This is a genomic window from Vibrio casei (genome assembly GCF_002218025.2).
Classification (GTDB): Bacteria; Pseudomonadota; Gammaproteobacteria; order Enterobacterales; family Vibrionaceae; genus Vibrio; species Vibrio casei.
In genome coordinates this window covers 1,518,824-1,535,454 of record NZ_AP018680.1, presented here as the reverse complement: position 1 = coordinate 1,535,454, position 16,631 = coordinate 1,518,824, and the positions used below count along the sequence as shown (strand labels likewise).

The window sequence follows — 16,631 nt, the reverse complement described above, 5'->3', positions numbered from 1 at the left end:
CTCAAATATGGTATTCTAAGGGCGATGTATTGTCGCTTGGAATGAGCATTATGGAGTGATAAATGAAAATTCAGCAAGAAGTAAATGATTTGGTCAAACGCAGTTTAGATCGCCACTTACGGTTAGCCGTAACGGGGCTTTCTCGTGCGGGTAAGACTGCCTTTATTACGTCATTAGTGAATCAACTTCTTAACAGCTCCACTCAAGAGAATCTTCCTTTATTTGAACCGAGCCGTAACAAACAACTGCTTGGCGCAAAACGCATCCCTCAAACCAATTTAATGGTTCCTAGATTCGATTATGATATTGCAATTGAACAGCTTTATTCTAACCCACCTCGTTGGCCTGAACCGACAAAAGATGTGAGTGAAATACGTCTTGCGATTCGCTTTAAGCCCAAAAGAGGTGCTCGACGTTTGCTAAAAAGCACTTCTACTTTGTATTTGGATATTGTTGACTATCCCGGGGAATGGTTGCTTGATTTACCTTTACTAGGCATGAGCTTTGAGCAATGGTCACAAAATCAAATGGAATTGCTTAAAGGCGAGAAAGCTGGCAGCCAATTACGTTCTCAACTTGCTAAAGATTGGTTGGTGAAACTCAATCACTTTAATTGTTTTGATGTTGCCAATGAAAACCGTGTTGCAGAGCTTGCTAAAGCGTATACGCAATATCTTCATGCGTGCAAAGAAAATGGATTGCATTGGGTTCAACCAGGTAGGTTTGTTTTACCCGGTGAACTAGAGGGAGCGCCTGTTTTACAATTTTTTCCGGTTGATTTAGAGCTAGGTGAACATGGAAAACTGACCAAAGAGGTTAAACGCGATTCGGGTTATGCTATGTTGCGGTCACGTTTTAATGAGTACAAAAAGAAAATTGTAAAAGCTTTCTATCAGGAACACTTTGCAACGTTTGATCGCCAAATTGTGTTAGTCGACTGCTTGCAACCGCTCAATTCTGGTCATGATTCTTTCATGGATATGAGCGGGGCGATCAACCAGTTGATGCAGAGTTTCAAATATGGGCGTAATTCTATTTTGAAGCGTTTGTTTTCGGCAAAAATTGATAAAGTGTTATTTGCTGCGACTAAGGCTGACCATGTTACGCCGGATCAACACGTTAACTTAGTGTCCTTATTGCAGCAGTTAGTGCATGAAGCGTGGCAGCATGTGTCATATGAAGGGATTGAAATGGAGTGTATGAGTTTGGCTTCTATCCAAGCAACGATGCCAGGGTTTGCTTCTGCCGGTGATACTACATTGCAAGCCATTAAAGGCACCACTTTAGAAGAAGAAACTATCACGTTATTTCCTGGTGAAGTGCCGCCTAAGTTACCTCTACAAGAGTACTGGCAGCAGCATGGCTTTGAGTTTTATCAATTTAGGCCATTAAAGATTCCACACGATCAAGCGTTGCCGCATATACGAATGGATAAAGCCTTGCAATTTTTATTGGGGGATAAATTACGATGAGTGAATATAAAAACAAAGTCATATTCTCGAGTGATAAACCTGAAACCCGTGACGATAAATTAAAGCAACAGCAAGATAGCCAGAAGAAACAAACTGGCCCTGAGTATGATAGAGAACAACAAGACACATTGAACACACTAGGCGCTAAAATTACGTTTGATTCTCAAGCTGAATTTGTGCCAATGACACAAGCCCAACAGATTGATGCCAATGACTCGAATACGTTAGAAGATGGTATGGTGAAGATCATTCGCCCAAAATCAAAAGCTCGGTGGTGGCTGGTAGGCGGTGTCGCATCATTTACCGGTTTATTAGGCTGGCAGAGTGTTCATAATGTGGTGCTTGCATACCAACAAGGTGATTGGTTGTCGTTAGGCTGGACGGGTTTTATTGCGGCCTTAGCCAGTATCGGTATTGTTTTTACGGTCAAAGAATTATGGAAATTACGCCGCTTACGTCGACAATTGAGCAGCCAAGAACAAGCTATAGACCTAATACATTCACACGGCACAGGGAAAGGCGTTCCTTTTTGTGAAAACCTTGCCGAACAAGCAGGCGTAACTTTAGAGCATGTTGGGTTTGATCGCTGGAAAAAAACAGTCAATGCCAACCATAACGATGCCGATGTGATCGAACTGTACGATTCCATGGTGATTGCTCAGCAAGACAAACAAGCAAAGAAAATAGTCGCAACATACTCTACAGAAGCCGCGGTGCTGGTGGCGGTGAGTCCATTAGCGATAGCCGACATGTTCTTAGTTGCTTGGCGTAATTTTAAAATGATAGATGAACTGGGTAAAATATACGGTGTTGAACTTGGGTATTGGTCACGGATTCGTTTATTGAAATTAGTGTTTATTAATATGGCGGCTGCCGGGGCAAGTGAATTGATAGCGGATGTCGGTATGAATGTCATGTCAATGAATGTGGCCGGTAAAATTTCCACGCGTGCGGCCCAAGGCATTGGCATAGGAATGTTAACAGGGCGTTTAGGGATTAAAGCGATGGCGTTGCTAAGGCCATTACCTTGGCGTAAAGAACAGGCAGTACGTTTGAGTGAAATCCGTAAGTTAATTGTTGGTCGTGTGGTTGGGAAATCAGAAGGTAAAGAACTCTAGAGGTTGTTGCTCCTTAATTTACGGATCATTGTAATTCCCCTTAAACCTTTATAAAAGTGGAGCTTATGTCATTTCCTCCTTGCCCAAACTGTCAATCTGAATTTATTTATCAAGATCAAGCCTATTTGGTGTGCCCTGAGTGCGCTTATGAATGGAACCCTGAAGAGGTTGAAGAAGATTTCGTTGTAACAGATGCGAATGGGGCATTATTAAGCCAAGGTGATAAAGTCACGATGATAAAAGATTTGAAAGTGAAAGGCAGCTCTCTTAACATTAAAATTGGCACTAAAGCCGTGATTAAACGCATTATTGAGGGTAAAGATCATCAGCTAGACTGTAAAGTAGACGGAGCTGGCGAAATATTAGTGACGGCAAAATATGTCAAGCGAACCTGAGTGTATACCCAAGAAAACTGGGAGGATATAGTGCTGTAACTGGAATTTTCTTGACGAAAGATCTCCCTTCGGACACACTACTGTCAACTTTTCGTGACACTTAAGGATGCATTGTGCGCTTAGAAGTCCTTTGCCAAGATCGACTCGGTCTTACTCGGGAATTATTGGATATTCTCGTTTCAAAAAATATTGATTTACGCGGCATTGAATTAAGCAGTCGTGGTATTGAAGCGGGTGATATGGGCGTAATTTACCTTAATTGTCCAGATGTCGAATTTGAAACGTTTAGCCGTTTAATGGCGCAGATTCGCCTTATCAATGGTGTTGCGGATGTTCGAAAAATTCCGTTTATGCCAAGTGAACGCGAAAGCACGGAATTGAATGCGATTTTAGATACTCTACCAGACCCCGTTATTTCAATTAACCTGAAAGGGGATATTGAAATGGCAAACTTCTGTTCGTTGGCTTTGTTTAAAGTTACGGTTAAAGAAATCCAGTCGTATAGCATTTTTCACTACATTCCTAAACTTCAATCCGCCCCTTGGTTTAAAGCACTCGCGAATGGTGATGTCAAACCGAAGCAAGGTAAGTTTGATGAAGGGCTATTGCGCTTTCGAGATAAAGTCACCATTGAAGGTTTGAATTATTTAATGGATGTTATGCCCGTTATTATTTATAGCGACGCAGGCGAACCCATTTTAGCCAGTGCGGTGATCATGCTCAAACCTATTGTGCATTCAGAAACCAAACTAACGGCGATACCTGATTATAATCCACTTGGTTTTGAGCATTTCGTTGGGGTGTCGAATCATCATCAACGTTTGATCTCACAAGCAAAAAAGCTGGCCATGTTAGACCAACCTTTATTAATTGAAGGGGAAACCGGCACTGGCAAAGAAATGTTAGCAAGAGCTTGTCATAACCGCTCCTTACGCTCTAATGAACCCTTCTTGGTATTAAGTTGTGCATCGATGCCTGATGATGTCGCAGAAACTGAATTATTTGGTAATGCACCGGGGGCATTCAACAACGATGTTGGACATAAAGGCATTTTCGAGCAAGCGGATAAAGGCACGGTTTTCTTAGATGAAATTGGTGAGATGAGTTCACACCTTCAGATTAAATTGCTGCGTTTCTTACAAGATGGATCATTTCGTCGTGTAGGTGAAGAAAATGAAATGCATGTTAATGTTCGTGTGATTGCTTCAACCAAGCAAACCTTGTCTCAATTGACACAAGAAGGCAGCTTTCGAGAAGATCTGTATTATCGCTTAAACGTACTAAACTTGAGTATTCCAGCGTTACGTGAAAGAAGCAGTGACATACTTCCTTTGGTCGATATGTTTGTTGCGAAATACGCACAGCAACTTGGATTAAAGGTGCCTAGTTACGGTCAAAACTTGATAGAGCAACTTACTCTTTACCCTTGGCCAGGTAATATTCGACAGCTTGAAAATTCGGTATTGCGTGCCATGACTCAGTTGGATGACGATGTTTTGACCTTCGAGCATTTTCAACTGCCAACATTGCAAGCAAGCCGTTCGGCATTTGATTCGCCAATCGATAACTTAAGCTTGGATGGCTCACTTGACGAGATGATGCATAAATACGAAGCTCAAATACTTGAGCGTTTATACCAGTCATTTCCATCAAGTCGTAAATTAGCCAAACGTTTAGAAGTGTCACATACGTCGATTGCCAATAAGCTGCGCGATTATGGAATTAGAAAGTCTTAGGAGCTTGTAATAGACATCAACGGTGCATCTCGATACATTCTTAATGGTGGTCATTTTGATATTCATGACCACCGAGTTCGCTTGATTAGAAAAGGTGATGACTTGTTACTGTCGAATTTCTATCAGGTAAATAAACGGCATTTAACGCCTTGGGAGCCCGTTCGTTCACCTTCTTTTTATACTCAATCTGGTTGGTTTGATCGTATCGAGAACATCGTAACCATGCATGTAAAACAAACGGGATTCAGTTTTATTATCCTTAACCGTCATGAAACCCAAGTGTTAGGGACGGTGAACTTTTCCAATGTATCTCGTTATCCGTTATATGCTTGTTATCTTGGTTATGCCTTAGCAGAAGATTCCCAGAAACAAGGTATTATGCAAACTACATTACCGGTATTAATACAATGGATGTTTCAGAATCAGAATATGCATAGAGTCATGGCTGCTTATATTCCCGATAATATTTCCAGCGAGAAAGTATTGTTGAAGCAAGGGTTTGTTCAAGAGGGGACGGCAAAAGATTATTTGTTGATTAATGGGAAGTGGCAAACACATCACCTTATGTCTTTTACTAACCCTCACTGGAAATCCGAATAAGGATGTCGTAATGGATAGGTTAAACAAACAACTCGCATTGCTTATAGAGTTAGATAAATTAAAAACCGTGTTACGTCGTACACGAGTTAAATCGGCAGATGGTCGTTTAGAAAATACAGCGGAACACAGCTGGCATGTGGCTTTAATGGCGTTATTAATGGAAGAGCATGCGAATAAACCCGTTGATATTAGTAAAGTGGTAAAAATGCTGCTGTTACATGACATTGTCGAGATTGATGCCGGAGATACCTTTGTTTACGATACAGAGGCTTCTCAAGTGCAAGAAGAAAATGAATTGAAAGCTGCGGAACGTTTGTTTGGCATGCTACCAGAAGAACAAGGGCAAGAACTGATGGGGATATGGCTTGAATTTGAAGCCGCGCAAAGCCCAGAGGCGAAATTTGCCAAAGCATTAGATCGGATTATTCCAATGCTTCTAAACTATTATAACCATGGGCAAAGTTGGCAAGAACATGGCGTAACAAAAACACAAGCCTTAACCATTAATGCTCGAATTGAATATGGCTCGGAAGCGTTATGGGATAAAGCCCAACAAATGGTGGCAGACGCCGTTGAAAAGGGCTGGTTGAAAGATCAATAAAATCCATAGCCTCTTATTTTTATACCCAATATTTATACCCGGCGTGAAGGGTATTATCACTACTTAAAGCGGGACACTATGTCGTATATACCTTTGGACGAATACCAAAGAAAGTGGATTTTCACTCATCAGTCTTTACCTATTCCAGAAGAAGACTTGGTACATATTAAACCTATTTCTCAACAACGTGCCGCGCATTTGTGGATCGAAAATATCAGCAAACAAAGCCCAGACTCCGAACGTTTAAGCCCGTCAGATTGGCCCAGCAAAGTGGGTTGTTGGAAAGATGAAGTGGATTGGTCTGTAGCATGGGAGGCCGATGAATCTGAATTACCACAAGACATCCTAGAACATCTTGATTGGCAAGATGATGTGACGGTGTATTTTTGTTATGAAAAATACAACATCATTGAAACCAAATGGGCGATCTTCAAAAAGCATTGGAAGAACTTTTTATTTTTTGATGATGGCCCTATTTTGATTGGTCGTAGACGCTCAGAAGTTCTGTGGTTCAATACCAACGGAACGGTAAAATTAGGGCATCGTACTTAATCAAAAAATAGCTAATACACGATCGCCACAAACTTATTTTTGAAGATAGTTTGTGGCGTTTTTGTATGCTTGTTCATCATAAATCACGGCCAATATTCGCCAAATACATTAGAGCCAACTAAAGTTATAAAACTTGAAATACCGTTAGTGTATCTTATTACAAAAGGAGAATAGATATGGCTACTAATCCAGTATGTTGGTTTGAGATTTACGTTAATAATCTGCAAAGAGCGAAAACATTTTATCAAGCTGTGTTGGATGTTGAACTTACACTTTTAAGTGATCCAACAGAAAACCAAGATATAGAGATGTTAGCTTTTCCATCGAATATGGAAGAATATGGTGCTACCGGAGCTTTAGTTAAAATGGTGGGCGTTTCTGCTGGTGGAAACAGTTCGTTAGTTTATTTTTCTTGCCAAGATTGTGCGATTGAAGGCGCGAGAATTGAAGGTGCTGGTGGAAAAATTGAGCAAGAAAAAATGCCAATAGGTGAGCATGGCTTTATTGTGGTTGCGATGGATAGCGAAGGTAATATGTTTGGATTGCATTCATTAAAATAGTGTAATTAAAATATAGTATGGATGCAGGTCTCAGAGTATTTTTATAAGTATTGTGTACGGTAATAGAAATCGTTAATTTGTGTAATTCAAGATAGTTGGTTTACTTCGACCAAATAACGAATGGGTAATTATGCACAATATTAAAATTCATCAACAAAATGATACCGAACAACTAAAAAATATTATTCGTTATTATCCATTCGCCACTTTAGTGATGGAGACAAAATCTGGTCTTGAAATTGATCATTTTCCAGTGATTATTAAACATCAAGATGGTGTGGATGTGCTGCAAGGGCATATTGCTAAAGCCAATTATCTTTGGAAGCACATTGAAGAAAATCATCAAGCTACTCTGATTTTTCACGGCCCTAATTGTTATATTTCCCCTAACTATTATCCAACCAAAAAAGAAAATGGCAAAGCCGTTCCTACTTGGAATTATGTTGTTGTTCATGTGAAAGGAACCATCAAGGCGATTCATGATAATGAATGGAAGCTGAGCTTGCTTGAATGCCTAACCACCCAGCATGAAGCCGAGCAAAGTGAACCGTGGTCGATGCATGATGCACCAACGGAATATATTGAAAAAATGCTTCCCGCTATTGTCGGTTTAGATATTCAGATTGAATCCATTCAGGGGAAATGGAAAGTTAGCCAAGATAAGCCAGAAGTAAATCAACAGGGCGTGATTGAAGGATTAAGTCATAGTGCTGACACTCAGTTACTTCAAATGGCTGAATTGGTTAAAAAGTTCAGTATTAAGTAAATGCTATATTTTATCTCTGCATAACTGAAATCAACTAGACTTATGATCTGCAAGACATTTTTTAAAACCTTTAGTGATAAGGTTTTATGACATCCTAAAAAGGATCATGCTATGGATTTTCAGCTCTATCAAAAGATTCTTAACGATAGCAGCCAACAAGTGATGAATGTGATGCTGCAAAGTGCCACCTATATTCAGTTATTGTTGGTTTTACTAGTCTTTGGTTTTTCCTTTCTTATCGCAAATATGATTCGTAAAAACATTCCAACCCTAGATAAGCTACCTAAAAATGAAACGGTTAATCCATTAAGAAATATGACGGGTAAAGTAGGCAATTTGATTTACCCATTACTTGCCATCTTTATCATGAATTTTACGGTAGAGATCAGTCAAAAATTATTGGGACATTCATGGTTGGTTAGCACGGCTTTAACCGTGGCATTGTTACTAGTTTGCAATCGAGTTATTCATGATAACGTTAAATCACGTTTTATTGCTGTTGTGTTTCGTTGGATTGGTTTACCACTATTATTCCTTCATCTGGTTAATTTACTTAACCCTTTAGTCAGTATTTTGGATTCGATTGAGGTCGTTCTCGGAGATATTTCAATCTCTATTTATGATGTGATAAGCGTGCTTTTATTTGGTTCAATTTTATTTTGGCTTGGTCGCTTATCCAATATTACGGGGAAAGAGTTAATTCGACGCCAAGAACATCTGGATTTTAGAACCAAAGAGGTTGCCGCAAAGTTATTTGAAGTCACTGTTTTTATCCTTATCTTTTTATTATTACTTCGAATCATGGGAATAAATCTAACAGCTCTTGCGGTATTTGGCGGTGCGCTTGGTGTTGGGTTAGGTTTTGGCTTACAAGCTATAGCATCTAATTTTATCTCGGGCATTATTATCCTGCTTGATAGATCCATTTCGGTGGATGACTACATTGAGTTAGAGGATGGCCGAACTGGGGTGGTCCGTGAACTGACTTTACGCTCAACGACATTAGAAACCTTCGATGGTAAGGACATCATGGTACCGAATGAAAAGTTCGTTACCGAAAGCTTTACTAACTGGACGCATAAGAATAAGAAGCAACGTTACCGTGTCGATTTTTCTGTGGCGTATGATTCTGATATTCGAAAACTAGTGGAGATCATTAAAGTTACTGTCGCTTCTCATGAACAAGTAATCAGTGGAGAAGGTGTGCCATTTGAGGAACAACCAGATTGTGAAATCGACAGCTTTGGCGATTCAGGTGTAAACATGTTTGTCGAGTTTTGGATGGATGGTATTGATGACGGTAAAAATCGAGTCGGTGGCGATCTTCTTTTAATGATTTTTGAAGCCATGCGTGACAATGGGTTTACTATTCCGTTCCCACAAAGGGAAGTAAGGATTATTCATCGAGAAGATTTGGGAACACAAAGTGATGGTTAATTAAAATCGTTCTTAATTCCTCTAAATTCTCGCCACTGTTTATAAATGCCTTATCGTTATTGATTAGGTTCTTGGGCTTCTAGGGGGGAGCTTTTAATGCTTATATTATGGTGTTTGTATTCATTTAGTTTATTCATCATAAAATCTATAAAACGTTGGCTGGCTAAACTAATAAAGCGTCTTGAGGGATAAACAAGAAAATATTTTAGCTCGTAGGGACCAACTTCTTTAAATAGCATCTCTAATTTTCCATTATTGATACTTTCTTGTGCGAAATGTAGAGGTATCATGGATATTCCACGCCCCATTAATGTTGCTTCTAAGCAAGTTTCAGGGTTGTTCACACATAAATTACCTTTGAGTGATAATATTTTTCCTTCTTCAAAAGGAACTTTGTTAAAAACACGACCGTTGGGATAACGAAATAATATGGAATTATGATTAGGTAATTCGTCGATCGTGATGGGGATAGCTGTATTTTCAATGTATTTGGGGCTCGCGAAAAAATGGACCTTCTCATTGAAAATATGCCTCGCAACCATTTCATTTTCGTTAAAGGCATCTTCAAGCATAAAGGCGAGATCAATATTATTTCGGATCATATTTTGTGGTTCAGCACTGACTATAATCTCGACGGTAATTTCAGGATTTTGATCCATAAAGTCAAAGATGATATGAGTGATCCAAATCAGTTCAGGAATGGGGAAAATTAATATCCCTCTCTGTCAGACTAGTTGTCGCGCTTAATATTCAACCATTAAACAGAGGGCGTGGAGTAACAATGAAACATTATTCAGCGCAAAGCAAAGAGTCGGCTCTTCAGAAGATGATGCCTCCAAATAATATAGCAATAGCCCAATTATCAATCGAGATGGGGATTGGTGAATCAACCTTGTATAATTGGCGAAAACAAGCAATTGATAAGGGGCATTTAGTGCCAGGTGATGGAAAGAATGCTGAGCAGTGGTCATCAGCAAATAAATTCTCAGTCGTGTTGGAAACAGCCTCTTTAAATCAAGCTGAGTTAGCGGAATATTGCCGAGGCAAAGGTCTTTATGTGGAACAAGTATCGGCTTGGCGAAATGCGTGTATAGATGCAAACGCTAACGTTAAAGAGCAAGAAAAAGCCTTCTCCACCGAAACAAAGAAAGATAAAAAACAGATCAATCAATTAGAAAAGGAGCTACGTCGAAAAGATAAGGCACTCGCTGAAACCGCAGCACTATTGGTGTTAAGAAAAAAAGCAAATGCGATCTGGGGGGAAGCCGAGGACGAATGATCCTCGACTCAGCTCGCATTCAAGCAGTTAAACTAGTTAATGAAGCTGTGAGTTCTGGTGCGCCAAAGTTTAAAGCTTGCCGTGAACTTGGGATCAGTGTCCGGACGTATCAACGTTGGACTGTTGACGGGAACATAAAAACAGATGGTAGACCAATATCTCAGCGCCCTGAGCCAAAAAATAAGCTATCAAAAGCAGAGAGAGATAACATATTAGCCATCGTTAATAGCGATGATTTTAAGAGCTTACCACCAAGCCAAATCGTCCCTACATTAGCAGATGAGGGTATTTATCTTGCTTCTGAATCAACATATTATCGTGTTCTTCATGAAGAAAAACAGCAAAACGCTCGCGGACGTAGTCAGATAAAAGAGAGAAAAGTACCGACGACACACTGTGCTACAGGGCCAAACCAAGTGTGGTGTTGGGATATTACTTGGTTACCAGGCCCCGCTAAAGGGCTGCATTTTTATTTATATTTGATACTCGATATATTTAGTCGAAAGATTGTTGGATGGGAAATTCATGATGACGAATCAGCAGAAAATGCATCAATATTAATTAAGAAAGCTCATTTAAAAGAAGGAGTTAAAGATAATCCTCTGGTACTGCATTCGGATAATGGAAGCCCAATGAAAGGCTCATCAATGCTTGAAACACTTTATAGTTTAGGTGTCGTGTCGTCTTTTAATCGTCCTAGGGTGAGCAATGATAATGCTTATGCTGAGTCGATATTTAAAACGTGTAAATATCGCCCTGACTATCCGTATAAAGGGTTTTCAACAATTGATGAGGCGCGTAGTTGGGTGTTGAAATTTAGCCACTGGTATAATTTTAACCACAAACATAGTGGCATCAAATACGTCAGCCCACATCAAAGGCATTCAGGATTAGCGGGTGACATATTGGCTAATAGAAAAGAAGTTTATCAAGGTGCTAAAGATGCTCACCCTGAGCGCTGGAGCGGTAATATCCGTAATTGGGATTTACCAAAAGAAGTGTACTTAAACCCTGAACAAAATAGTGTCAAGGCTGAGAGTGCATAACGTAGTGATCGCGACAACTAGTTTGACAAACACCGATATCCTTAAATGCCCTGAAACTTCAGATTCTTGTCCCGTTAACTCTGACATGGTTTGCTCAAGAGTGGCTAACATTTTGGTTGTTTTAATATAAAAATGATTACCAGAAGCAGTTAGAGTCATCGTTCTGCTTTGGCGATGAAACAGTTTAACTTTCAATTCATTTTCTAATGTTTGTAAACGGCGACTTAAGGTTGACTTTGGTAGGTTGAGTATATCGGCAGCTTCCACCAAACTACCTGTTTCCACAATACGGTGGAACAGCGCGATATCTTCCGTTTTCATAACATCCCTTAAAAATTGATCAGATTTTTTTATATTGATAGTTTTACATAAAAATCCCATCTATCAAGTTAAATTGGTTTCATTATATGGAACTAACAGTTCCTAATCATTCCGTATTTATCGACCAATATGATTGCTATCTTTGACTCATTCACCATTCGTATTTAAATTGATATATGGAATTAAGTTTATGACTTTATTGTCAAAGACCGTTTCACTTATTGTGTTTGCTATTACCTTGATGGGGTGTGGCGTTGAATCAATAGAAGTGATCACACCAACCGTTCGTCCCGTAAAACTCGTTGAGATTACTGATGTTAATGAGGATTGGATTCGTATGTTTCCAGCTAAAGTTGCAGCCACTAAACGAGCTGACCTCGCTTTTAGACTGTCTGGCCATCTTGTTGATTTCTCTCTATCCGAAGGTGATAAGGTAAAAAAGGACACAGTTTTAGCTCGGCTCGATAGCCGTGATGCCCGGAATACGCTTTTACATCGAGAGGCTGATTATGAACTTGCTGCTGCTGATTTTAAGCGTAAGGATAAGCTGTTGCGTCGTAATCTCATTTCACAATCTGATTACGATTTAGCTAAAGCGCAAATTAAAGCAGCTAGAGCTAATTTATTCAGTGCTCAAGATCAATTGAGCTATACCGAATTAAAAGCCCCTTACGATGGTATTGTTGCCAAAGTATTTATTGATCACTTTCAAATGGTGCAGGCAAATCAATCTATTTTGATTCTACAGAAAGACCATAATATTGATATTGTCATTCAGGTTCCTGAATCATTAATTAGCCATCTTCCTCGCTTTAATTCACAAGCAAAAATTCAAGCTAGCGTGCGCTTTGCCATAAGACCAGATTTAGAGTTTCCCGTTACGCTCAAAGAGAACGCTACTCAGGTAACACTCGGAACGCAAAGTTATGAAGTTGTGTTTACGCTTCCTCAACCTAAAAGTATCTCGGTTTTTCCTGGAATGAGCGCTGAATTAACCGTCGATATGTCATCGGCTAAATCTAATAGTGTGATAGCCGTATTGCCAGCCAGTGCCATTATGAAACGAGATAATGACAGTAAAAGTATTGTCTGGGTTTTCGACTCTGACAATCGCAAAGTCAATTCTCGAGTTGTCACATTAGGAAGAGTTACTGCGACTGGTGTTGAAATCATTCAGGGGGTGAAAGTGGGCGATAAAGTGGTTATTGCGGGGGTGGGAGCTTTAGTTGAGGATCTTAATGTTAAGCCACTGCGTAAGCAACGAGGTGTGTAAATTATGCTACTTATTTCAAAAATAAGACGGAGCTTAATAGATGAATTTTGCTGAATATTCTATTACCCATAAAGTCATAAGTTGGATGTTTACTTTCCTGCTGCTTATTGGTGGTACGGTCTCATTCTTTAAATTAGGTCAATTGGAGCTTCCTGAATTTACCATCAAACAAGCATTGGTCATTACTGCTTATCCCGGGGCTTCGCCAGAGCAGGTGGAAGAAGAGGTAACACTTCCTATCGAAGATGCTCTACAGCAGTTAGAAGGTGTTAAACATATTACGTCGGTGAACAGCGCAGGTTTGTCTCAAATAGAAATCGAAATGGCAGAGAACTTTGGCCCTGATGAACTCCCCCAGATATGGGACGAAGTACGCCGTAAAGTGAATGATAATTTAGGCGCTTTACCGCCGGGAACAATGAAACCAAAAGTTATTGATGATTTTGGTGACGTTTACGGCCTTTTATTGAATTTGACAGGTGAGGGTTACAGTGACCGAGAATTGCAAAATTATAGTGACTTTTTAAGACGAGAGTTAGTGTTAATAGAAGGAGTAAAAAAGGTCACTATTTCTGGAAAAGTCATGGATGAAGTGGTCGTTGAAATATCTCAGGAAAAGCTTAATGTGCTTGGATTAGATCGAGGTTATATCTATAGCATCATTCAACGCCAAAATGTGGTCTCAAATGCTGGAAGTGTCCGTGTAGGCGATAACCGTATCCGTATTCATCCTACTGGAGAGTTTGACAATATAGCCGAAATGAAACGTTTATTGATTAGCCCTCCTAATAGTTCGAAACTGATTTATCTGGGTGATATCGCTAATATTTATAAAGATACAGAAGAAAAGCCAGATAATATTTACCATTCTTTTGGTAAAAAATCTTTATCGATAGGGATCTCATTTTCAAGTGGCATTAACGTCGTTGATGTTGGAACAGCCGTTAATAATCGCATAATTGATCTTAGTAATGAATTACCGATAGGAATGATGCTAAATACAGTTTATGACCAGAGTAAAATGGTTGATGAAACCGTAAGTGGTTTTTTAATTAACTTAGCAGAATCGATTGGTATCGTTATTGTTGTATTACTAATTTTCATGGGGTTACGATCTGGCTTACTCATGGGGTTGGTACTATTACTTAGTATCCTTGGTACTTTTATTGTGATGAACGTTCTCAATATTGAGTTACAAATTATCTCATTAGGTGCATTAATTATTGCTCTCGGCATGTTAGTTGATAATGCCATTGTGGTAACCGAAGGAATATTGATTGGCATTAAGTTAGGCAAAAGTCGTTTTGAGACCGCTAAGCAAGTCATTTCACAAACTCAATGGCCGTTGTTGGGGGCGACTATCATTGCCATTATGGCATTTGCTCCGATAGGCTTAACGGATACCGCGACGGGAGAATTTTGCCGTTCTTTGTTTCAAGTGTTATTTATTTCACTGTTTATCAGTTGGATTGTCGCCATGACGTTAACGCCTTTTTTCTGTTATCTCCTCTTTAAAGATGGCGTTGCTGATGAACAAAGTGATGATGACCCTTATAAAGGGTTACTGTTTATTATTTTTCGTCAAATATTAAACCTGACAATGCGTTTTCGTTGGATAACATTAGGGCTGATTGTTCTCTCGTTGATAACCGCTATCATTGGATTCGGGAATGTGAAACAAGTATTTTTTCCCGCTTCAAATACACCAATATTTTTTGTTAACGTGTGGATGCCTGAAGGTTCCGATATAAAAGCAACCGAACAACATGTATCGCGACTTGAAGCCGATATTATTCAGCAACAAGCGGATCATAATATAGGCCTAGTGAATTTATCATCCGTTATTGGTCAAGGAGCACAACGATTTAATTTGTCCTATATGCCTGAAAAAGCCTATAGCGCTTATGGTCAGATCATTATCGAGATGATGGATTTAACGGCGCTTAATACGTTTATGCGTAAATTAGAACGAGAATTGATCGCTAAATATCCACAAGCTGAGTATCGTTTTAAATATATGGAAAATGGTCCTGCTCCAGCGGCTAAACTTGAAGCTCGTTTTTTTGGTGACGAACCTAAAGTGCTCCGTCAACTTGCAGCTCAAACGACATCTATATTTGACGCAGAGCCTACTGCGGTAAGTGTACGTCATAATTGGCGTAATCAAGTTACTCTCATTCGTCCACAAATTTCCTTGGCTCAAGCTAGAGAAACGGGCATAAGCAAACGGAATATTGATGATTCATTATTGGTGAATTTTAGCGGTAAACAAATTGGGATTTATCGCGAAGGTAGTCATTTATTGCCTATTATTGCAAGAGCGCCTGCCAGTGAAAGGCTGGACGCTGACAGTATATCGAAAGTACAAGTGTGGAGTTCGAACTACAATGTTTTTGTACCGCTCACACAAGTGGTATCGAGTTTTGATACAGAGTGGGAAAACCCATTGATCATGCGTCGAGACCGAAAACGTGTGATTACCGTTTTAGCTGATCCTGTGAATGGTCAAGATGAAACGTCTGATTCGGTGCTCAATAGAGTAAAAGCCGACATCGAAGCTATACCTTTACCGGCTGGTTATGAATTTGAGTGGGGAGGAGAGCGCGAAATATCTCTTGAAGCCGAAGCTGGGGTGTTTAGTTCTATTCCCCTCGGGTTTCTTGCCATGTTTATCATCACGATTGTGCTGTTTAACTCATTAAAACAAGCTGTGGTAATTTGGTTTACTGTGCCATTGGCCATGATTGGTGTGACATCTGGCCTGTTGTTATTTAACGCCCCATTTTCATTTATGGCAATGCTGGGAGTATTAAGCCTTAATGGCATGATCATTAAGAATGGCATTGTATTGGTTGATCAAATCAACGTAGAATTGAAGAAGGGAAAACCGCCTTTGCAAGCAGTGATGGACTCTACCATAAGCCGCGTTCGTCCCGTATTAATGGCGGCAATAACAACCATGCTCGGTATGCTCCCACTATTAAATGATGCTTTTTTTGGATCGATGGCCATTACCATTATCTTCGGTTTAGGTTTCGCATCAGTATTAACATTGATCGTGTTACCGGTGGCTTATACTTTAATGTTTCGTATTCCGTCATATCTTGAACAAAGAAAGGTGTGATTGATAGTCTAAGTGATTATTTTGATAGACAATTACTTCAAATGGCGGAGTTAGTTAGGAATATACAAAGTTAACAAGGTTGCAGTGCCGTTTTTGCGAATAATAGTGTCAACTAAGGGAAGGTTGGTTAGGTGGGGGGCGTTGATTGTAATTGTTTGAATATTATAGGATTTACTATATTCAAGTGTTTCATTCCTGAAACGAGGTAGGAGTTGTTCGGAATCTTTCGCATCAATGAAAGTTACGTGAAAGCGAGACCCCGCATCTTCTTCGCCTAGGCTAATGTGACGGTGAGGGGGAAGCTCATTTATGCCCCATTCGGTGTTAACGTAACTACTCAGTGGCGGATCG

15 protein-coding genes are annotated in these 16,631 nt (G+C 39.7%); 13 read left to right on the top strand and 2 right to left on the bottom strand.

The window, feature by feature from the left end; all coding sequences use genetic code 11:
• The first annotated feature begins 62 nt into the window (after positions 1-62).
• The 10 genes from VCASEI_RS07350 to VCASEI_RS07305 all read left to right on the top strand — a co-directional run bounded on the left by VCASEI_RS07350 (position 63) and on the right by VCASEI_RS07305 (position 9,237).
• Positions 63-1,472: a YcjX family GTP-binding protein gene (locus VCASEI_RS07350; protein ID WP_086963243.1), complete on the top strand. Its 1,410-nt coding sequence runs from the start codon at positions 63-65 to the stop codon at positions 1,470-1,472.
• Positions 1,469-2,590, top strand: coding sequence for a YcjF family protein (locus VCASEI_RS07345; RefSeq protein ID WP_089110117.1), 1,122 nt, complete (start codon positions 1,469-1,471; stop codon positions 2,588-2,590). Before VCASEI_RS07350 ends, VCASEI_RS07345 begins: the two co-directional genes overlap by 4 nt.
• Positions 2,591-2,655: 65 nt before the next feature.
• On the top strand, positions 2,656-2,985 hold the full coding sequence (locus tag VCASEI_RS07340) for a zinc ribbon domain-containing protein YjdM (protein ID WP_086963247.1): 330 nt from the start codon (positions 2,656-2,658) through the stop codon (positions 2,983-2,985).
• Between the two features lie 113 nt (positions 2,986-3,098).
• The gene (gene tyrR, locus VCASEI_RS07335; RefSeq protein WP_086963249.1) at positions 3,099-4,721 is read left to right on the top strand and encodes a transcriptional regulator TyrR; all 1,623 of its coding nucleotides are present in this window, start codon (positions 3,099-3,101) and stop codon (positions 4,719-4,721) included.
• Positions 4,722-4,823: 102 nt separating this feature from the next.
• Positions 4,824-5,321, top strand: a complete 498-nt coding sequence (locus VCASEI_RS07330; RefSeq protein WP_226983254.1) for a GNAT family N-acetyltransferase — start codon at positions 4,824-4,826, stop codon at positions 5,319-5,321.
• 10 nt (positions 5,322-5,331) lie between these two features.
• Entirely contained in the window at positions 5,332-5,922 is a 591-nt protein-coding gene (locus VCASEI_RS07325; protein WP_086963253.1) for an HD domain-containing protein, read from the top strand.
• Between the two features lie 78 nt (positions 5,923-6,000).
• Positions 6,001-6,474: a DUF2947 domain-containing protein gene (locus VCASEI_RS07320; protein WP_086963255.1), complete on the top strand. Its 474-nt coding sequence runs from the start codon at positions 6,001-6,003 to the stop codon at positions 6,472-6,474.
• A gap of 176 nt (positions 6,475-6,650) precedes the next feature.
• On the top strand, positions 6,651-7,034 hold the full coding sequence (locus VCASEI_RS07315; RefSeq protein ID WP_086963257.1) for a VOC family protein: 384 nt from the start codon (positions 6,651-6,653) through the stop codon (positions 7,032-7,034).
• 130 nt (positions 7,035-7,164) lie between these two features.
• Positions 7,165-7,800, top strand: a complete 636-nt coding sequence (locus VCASEI_RS07310; RefSeq protein ID WP_086963258.1) for an FMN-binding negative transcriptional regulator — start codon at positions 7,165-7,167, stop codon at positions 7,798-7,800.
• Between the two features lie 111 nt (positions 7,801-7,911).
• Positions 7,912-9,237, top strand: a complete 1,326-nt coding sequence (locus VCASEI_RS07305; protein ID WP_086963260.1) for a mechanosensitive ion channel family protein — start codon at positions 7,912-7,914, stop codon at positions 9,235-9,237.
• 56 nt (positions 9,238-9,293) lie between these two features.
• On the opposite strand, the gene VCASEI_RS07300 is transcribed toward VCASEI_RS07305, so the two are convergent.
• A complete protein-coding gene (locus VCASEI_RS07300) occupies positions 9,294-9,920 on the bottom strand; it encodes a substrate binding domain-containing protein (protein ID WP_337589337.1) in 627 nt (208 codons plus the stop codon).
• A 98-nt stretch (positions 9,921-10,018) separates the two neighbouring features.
• Here VCASEI_RS07300 and VCASEI_RS07295 point away from each other — a divergent pair.
• Positions 10,019-11,562 (top strand): IS3 family transposase gene (locus VCASEI_RS07295; protein ID WP_110957763.1). Its coding sequence is split into 2 segments (ribosomal slippage): positions 10,019-10,484 and positions 10,484-11,562, totalling 1,545 coding nucleotides; the frame shifts between segments, so codons are not numbered across the junction.
• On the opposite strand, the gene VCASEI_RS07290 is transcribed toward VCASEI_RS07295, so the two are convergent.
• Positions 11,521-11,883, bottom strand: coding sequence for a LysR family transcriptional regulator (locus VCASEI_RS07290; protein ID WP_197709568.1), 363 nt, complete (start codon positions 11,881-11,883; stop codon positions 11,521-11,523). The genes VCASEI_RS07295 and VCASEI_RS07290 overlap by 42 nt on opposite strands.
• Before the next feature lie 190 nt (positions 11,884-12,073).
• On the opposite strand from VCASEI_RS07290, the gene VCASEI_RS07285 reads away from it, so the two are divergent.
• Together VCASEI_RS07285 and VCASEI_RS07280 are read left to right on the top strand one after the other, a co-directional pair.
• Positions 12,074-13,156: an efflux RND transporter periplasmic adaptor subunit gene (locus tag VCASEI_RS07285; RefSeq protein ID WP_089110631.1), complete on the top strand. Its 1,083-nt coding sequence runs from the start codon at positions 12,074-12,076 to the stop codon at positions 13,154-13,156.
• Between the two features lie 40 nt (positions 13,157-13,196).
• Entirely contained in the window at positions 13,197-16,280 is a 3,084-nt protein-coding gene (locus tag VCASEI_RS07280; RefSeq protein WP_089110632.1) for an efflux RND transporter permease subunit, read from the top strand.
• Positions 16,281-16,631: the final 351 nt, after the last annotated feature.

Bases quoted from the DNA above. Each gene is read 5' to 3' on its own strand.
- VCASEI_RS07290 (WP_197709568.1), bottom strand. From the start codon at position 11,883: ATGAAAACGGAAGATATCGCGCTGTTCCACCGTATTGTGGAAACAGGT.
- VCASEI_RS07280 (WP_089110632.1), top strand. From the start codon at position 13,197: ATGAATTTTGCTGAATATTCTATTACCCATAAAGTCATAAGTTGGATG.
- VCASEI_RS07325 (WP_086963253.1), top strand. From the start codon at position 5,332: ATGGATAGGTTAAACAAACAACTCGCATTGCTTATAGAGTTAGATAAA.
- VCASEI_RS07315 (WP_086963257.1), top strand. From the start codon at position 6,651: ATGGCTACTAATCCAGTATGTTGGTTTGAGATTTACGTTAATAATCTG.
- VCASEI_RS07345 (WP_089110117.1), top strand. From the start codon at position 1,469: ATGAGTGAATATAAAAACAAAGTCATATTCTCGAGTGATAAACCTGAA.
- VCASEI_RS07310 (WP_086963258.1), top strand. From the start codon at position 7,165: ATGCACAATATTAAAATTCATCAACAAAATGATACCGAACAACTAAAA.
- VCASEI_RS07285 (WP_089110631.1), top strand. From the start codon at position 12,074: ATGACTTTATTGTCAAAGACCGTTTCACTTATTGTGTTTGCTATTACC.
- VCASEI_RS07320 (WP_086963255.1), top strand. From the start codon at position 6,001: ATGTCGTATATACCTTTGGACGAATACCAAAGAAAGTGGATTTTCACT.
- VCASEI_RS07305 (WP_086963260.1), top strand. From the start codon at position 7,912: ATGGATTTTCAGCTCTATCAAAAGATTCTTAACGATAGCAGCCAACAA.
- VCASEI_RS07340 (WP_086963247.1), top strand. From the start codon at position 2,656: ATGTCATTTCCTCCTTGCCCAAACTGTCAATCTGAATTTATTTATCAA.
- VCASEI_RS07350 (WP_086963243.1), top strand. From the start codon at position 63: ATGAAAATTCAGCAAGAAGTAAATGATTTGGTCAAACGCAGTTTAGAT.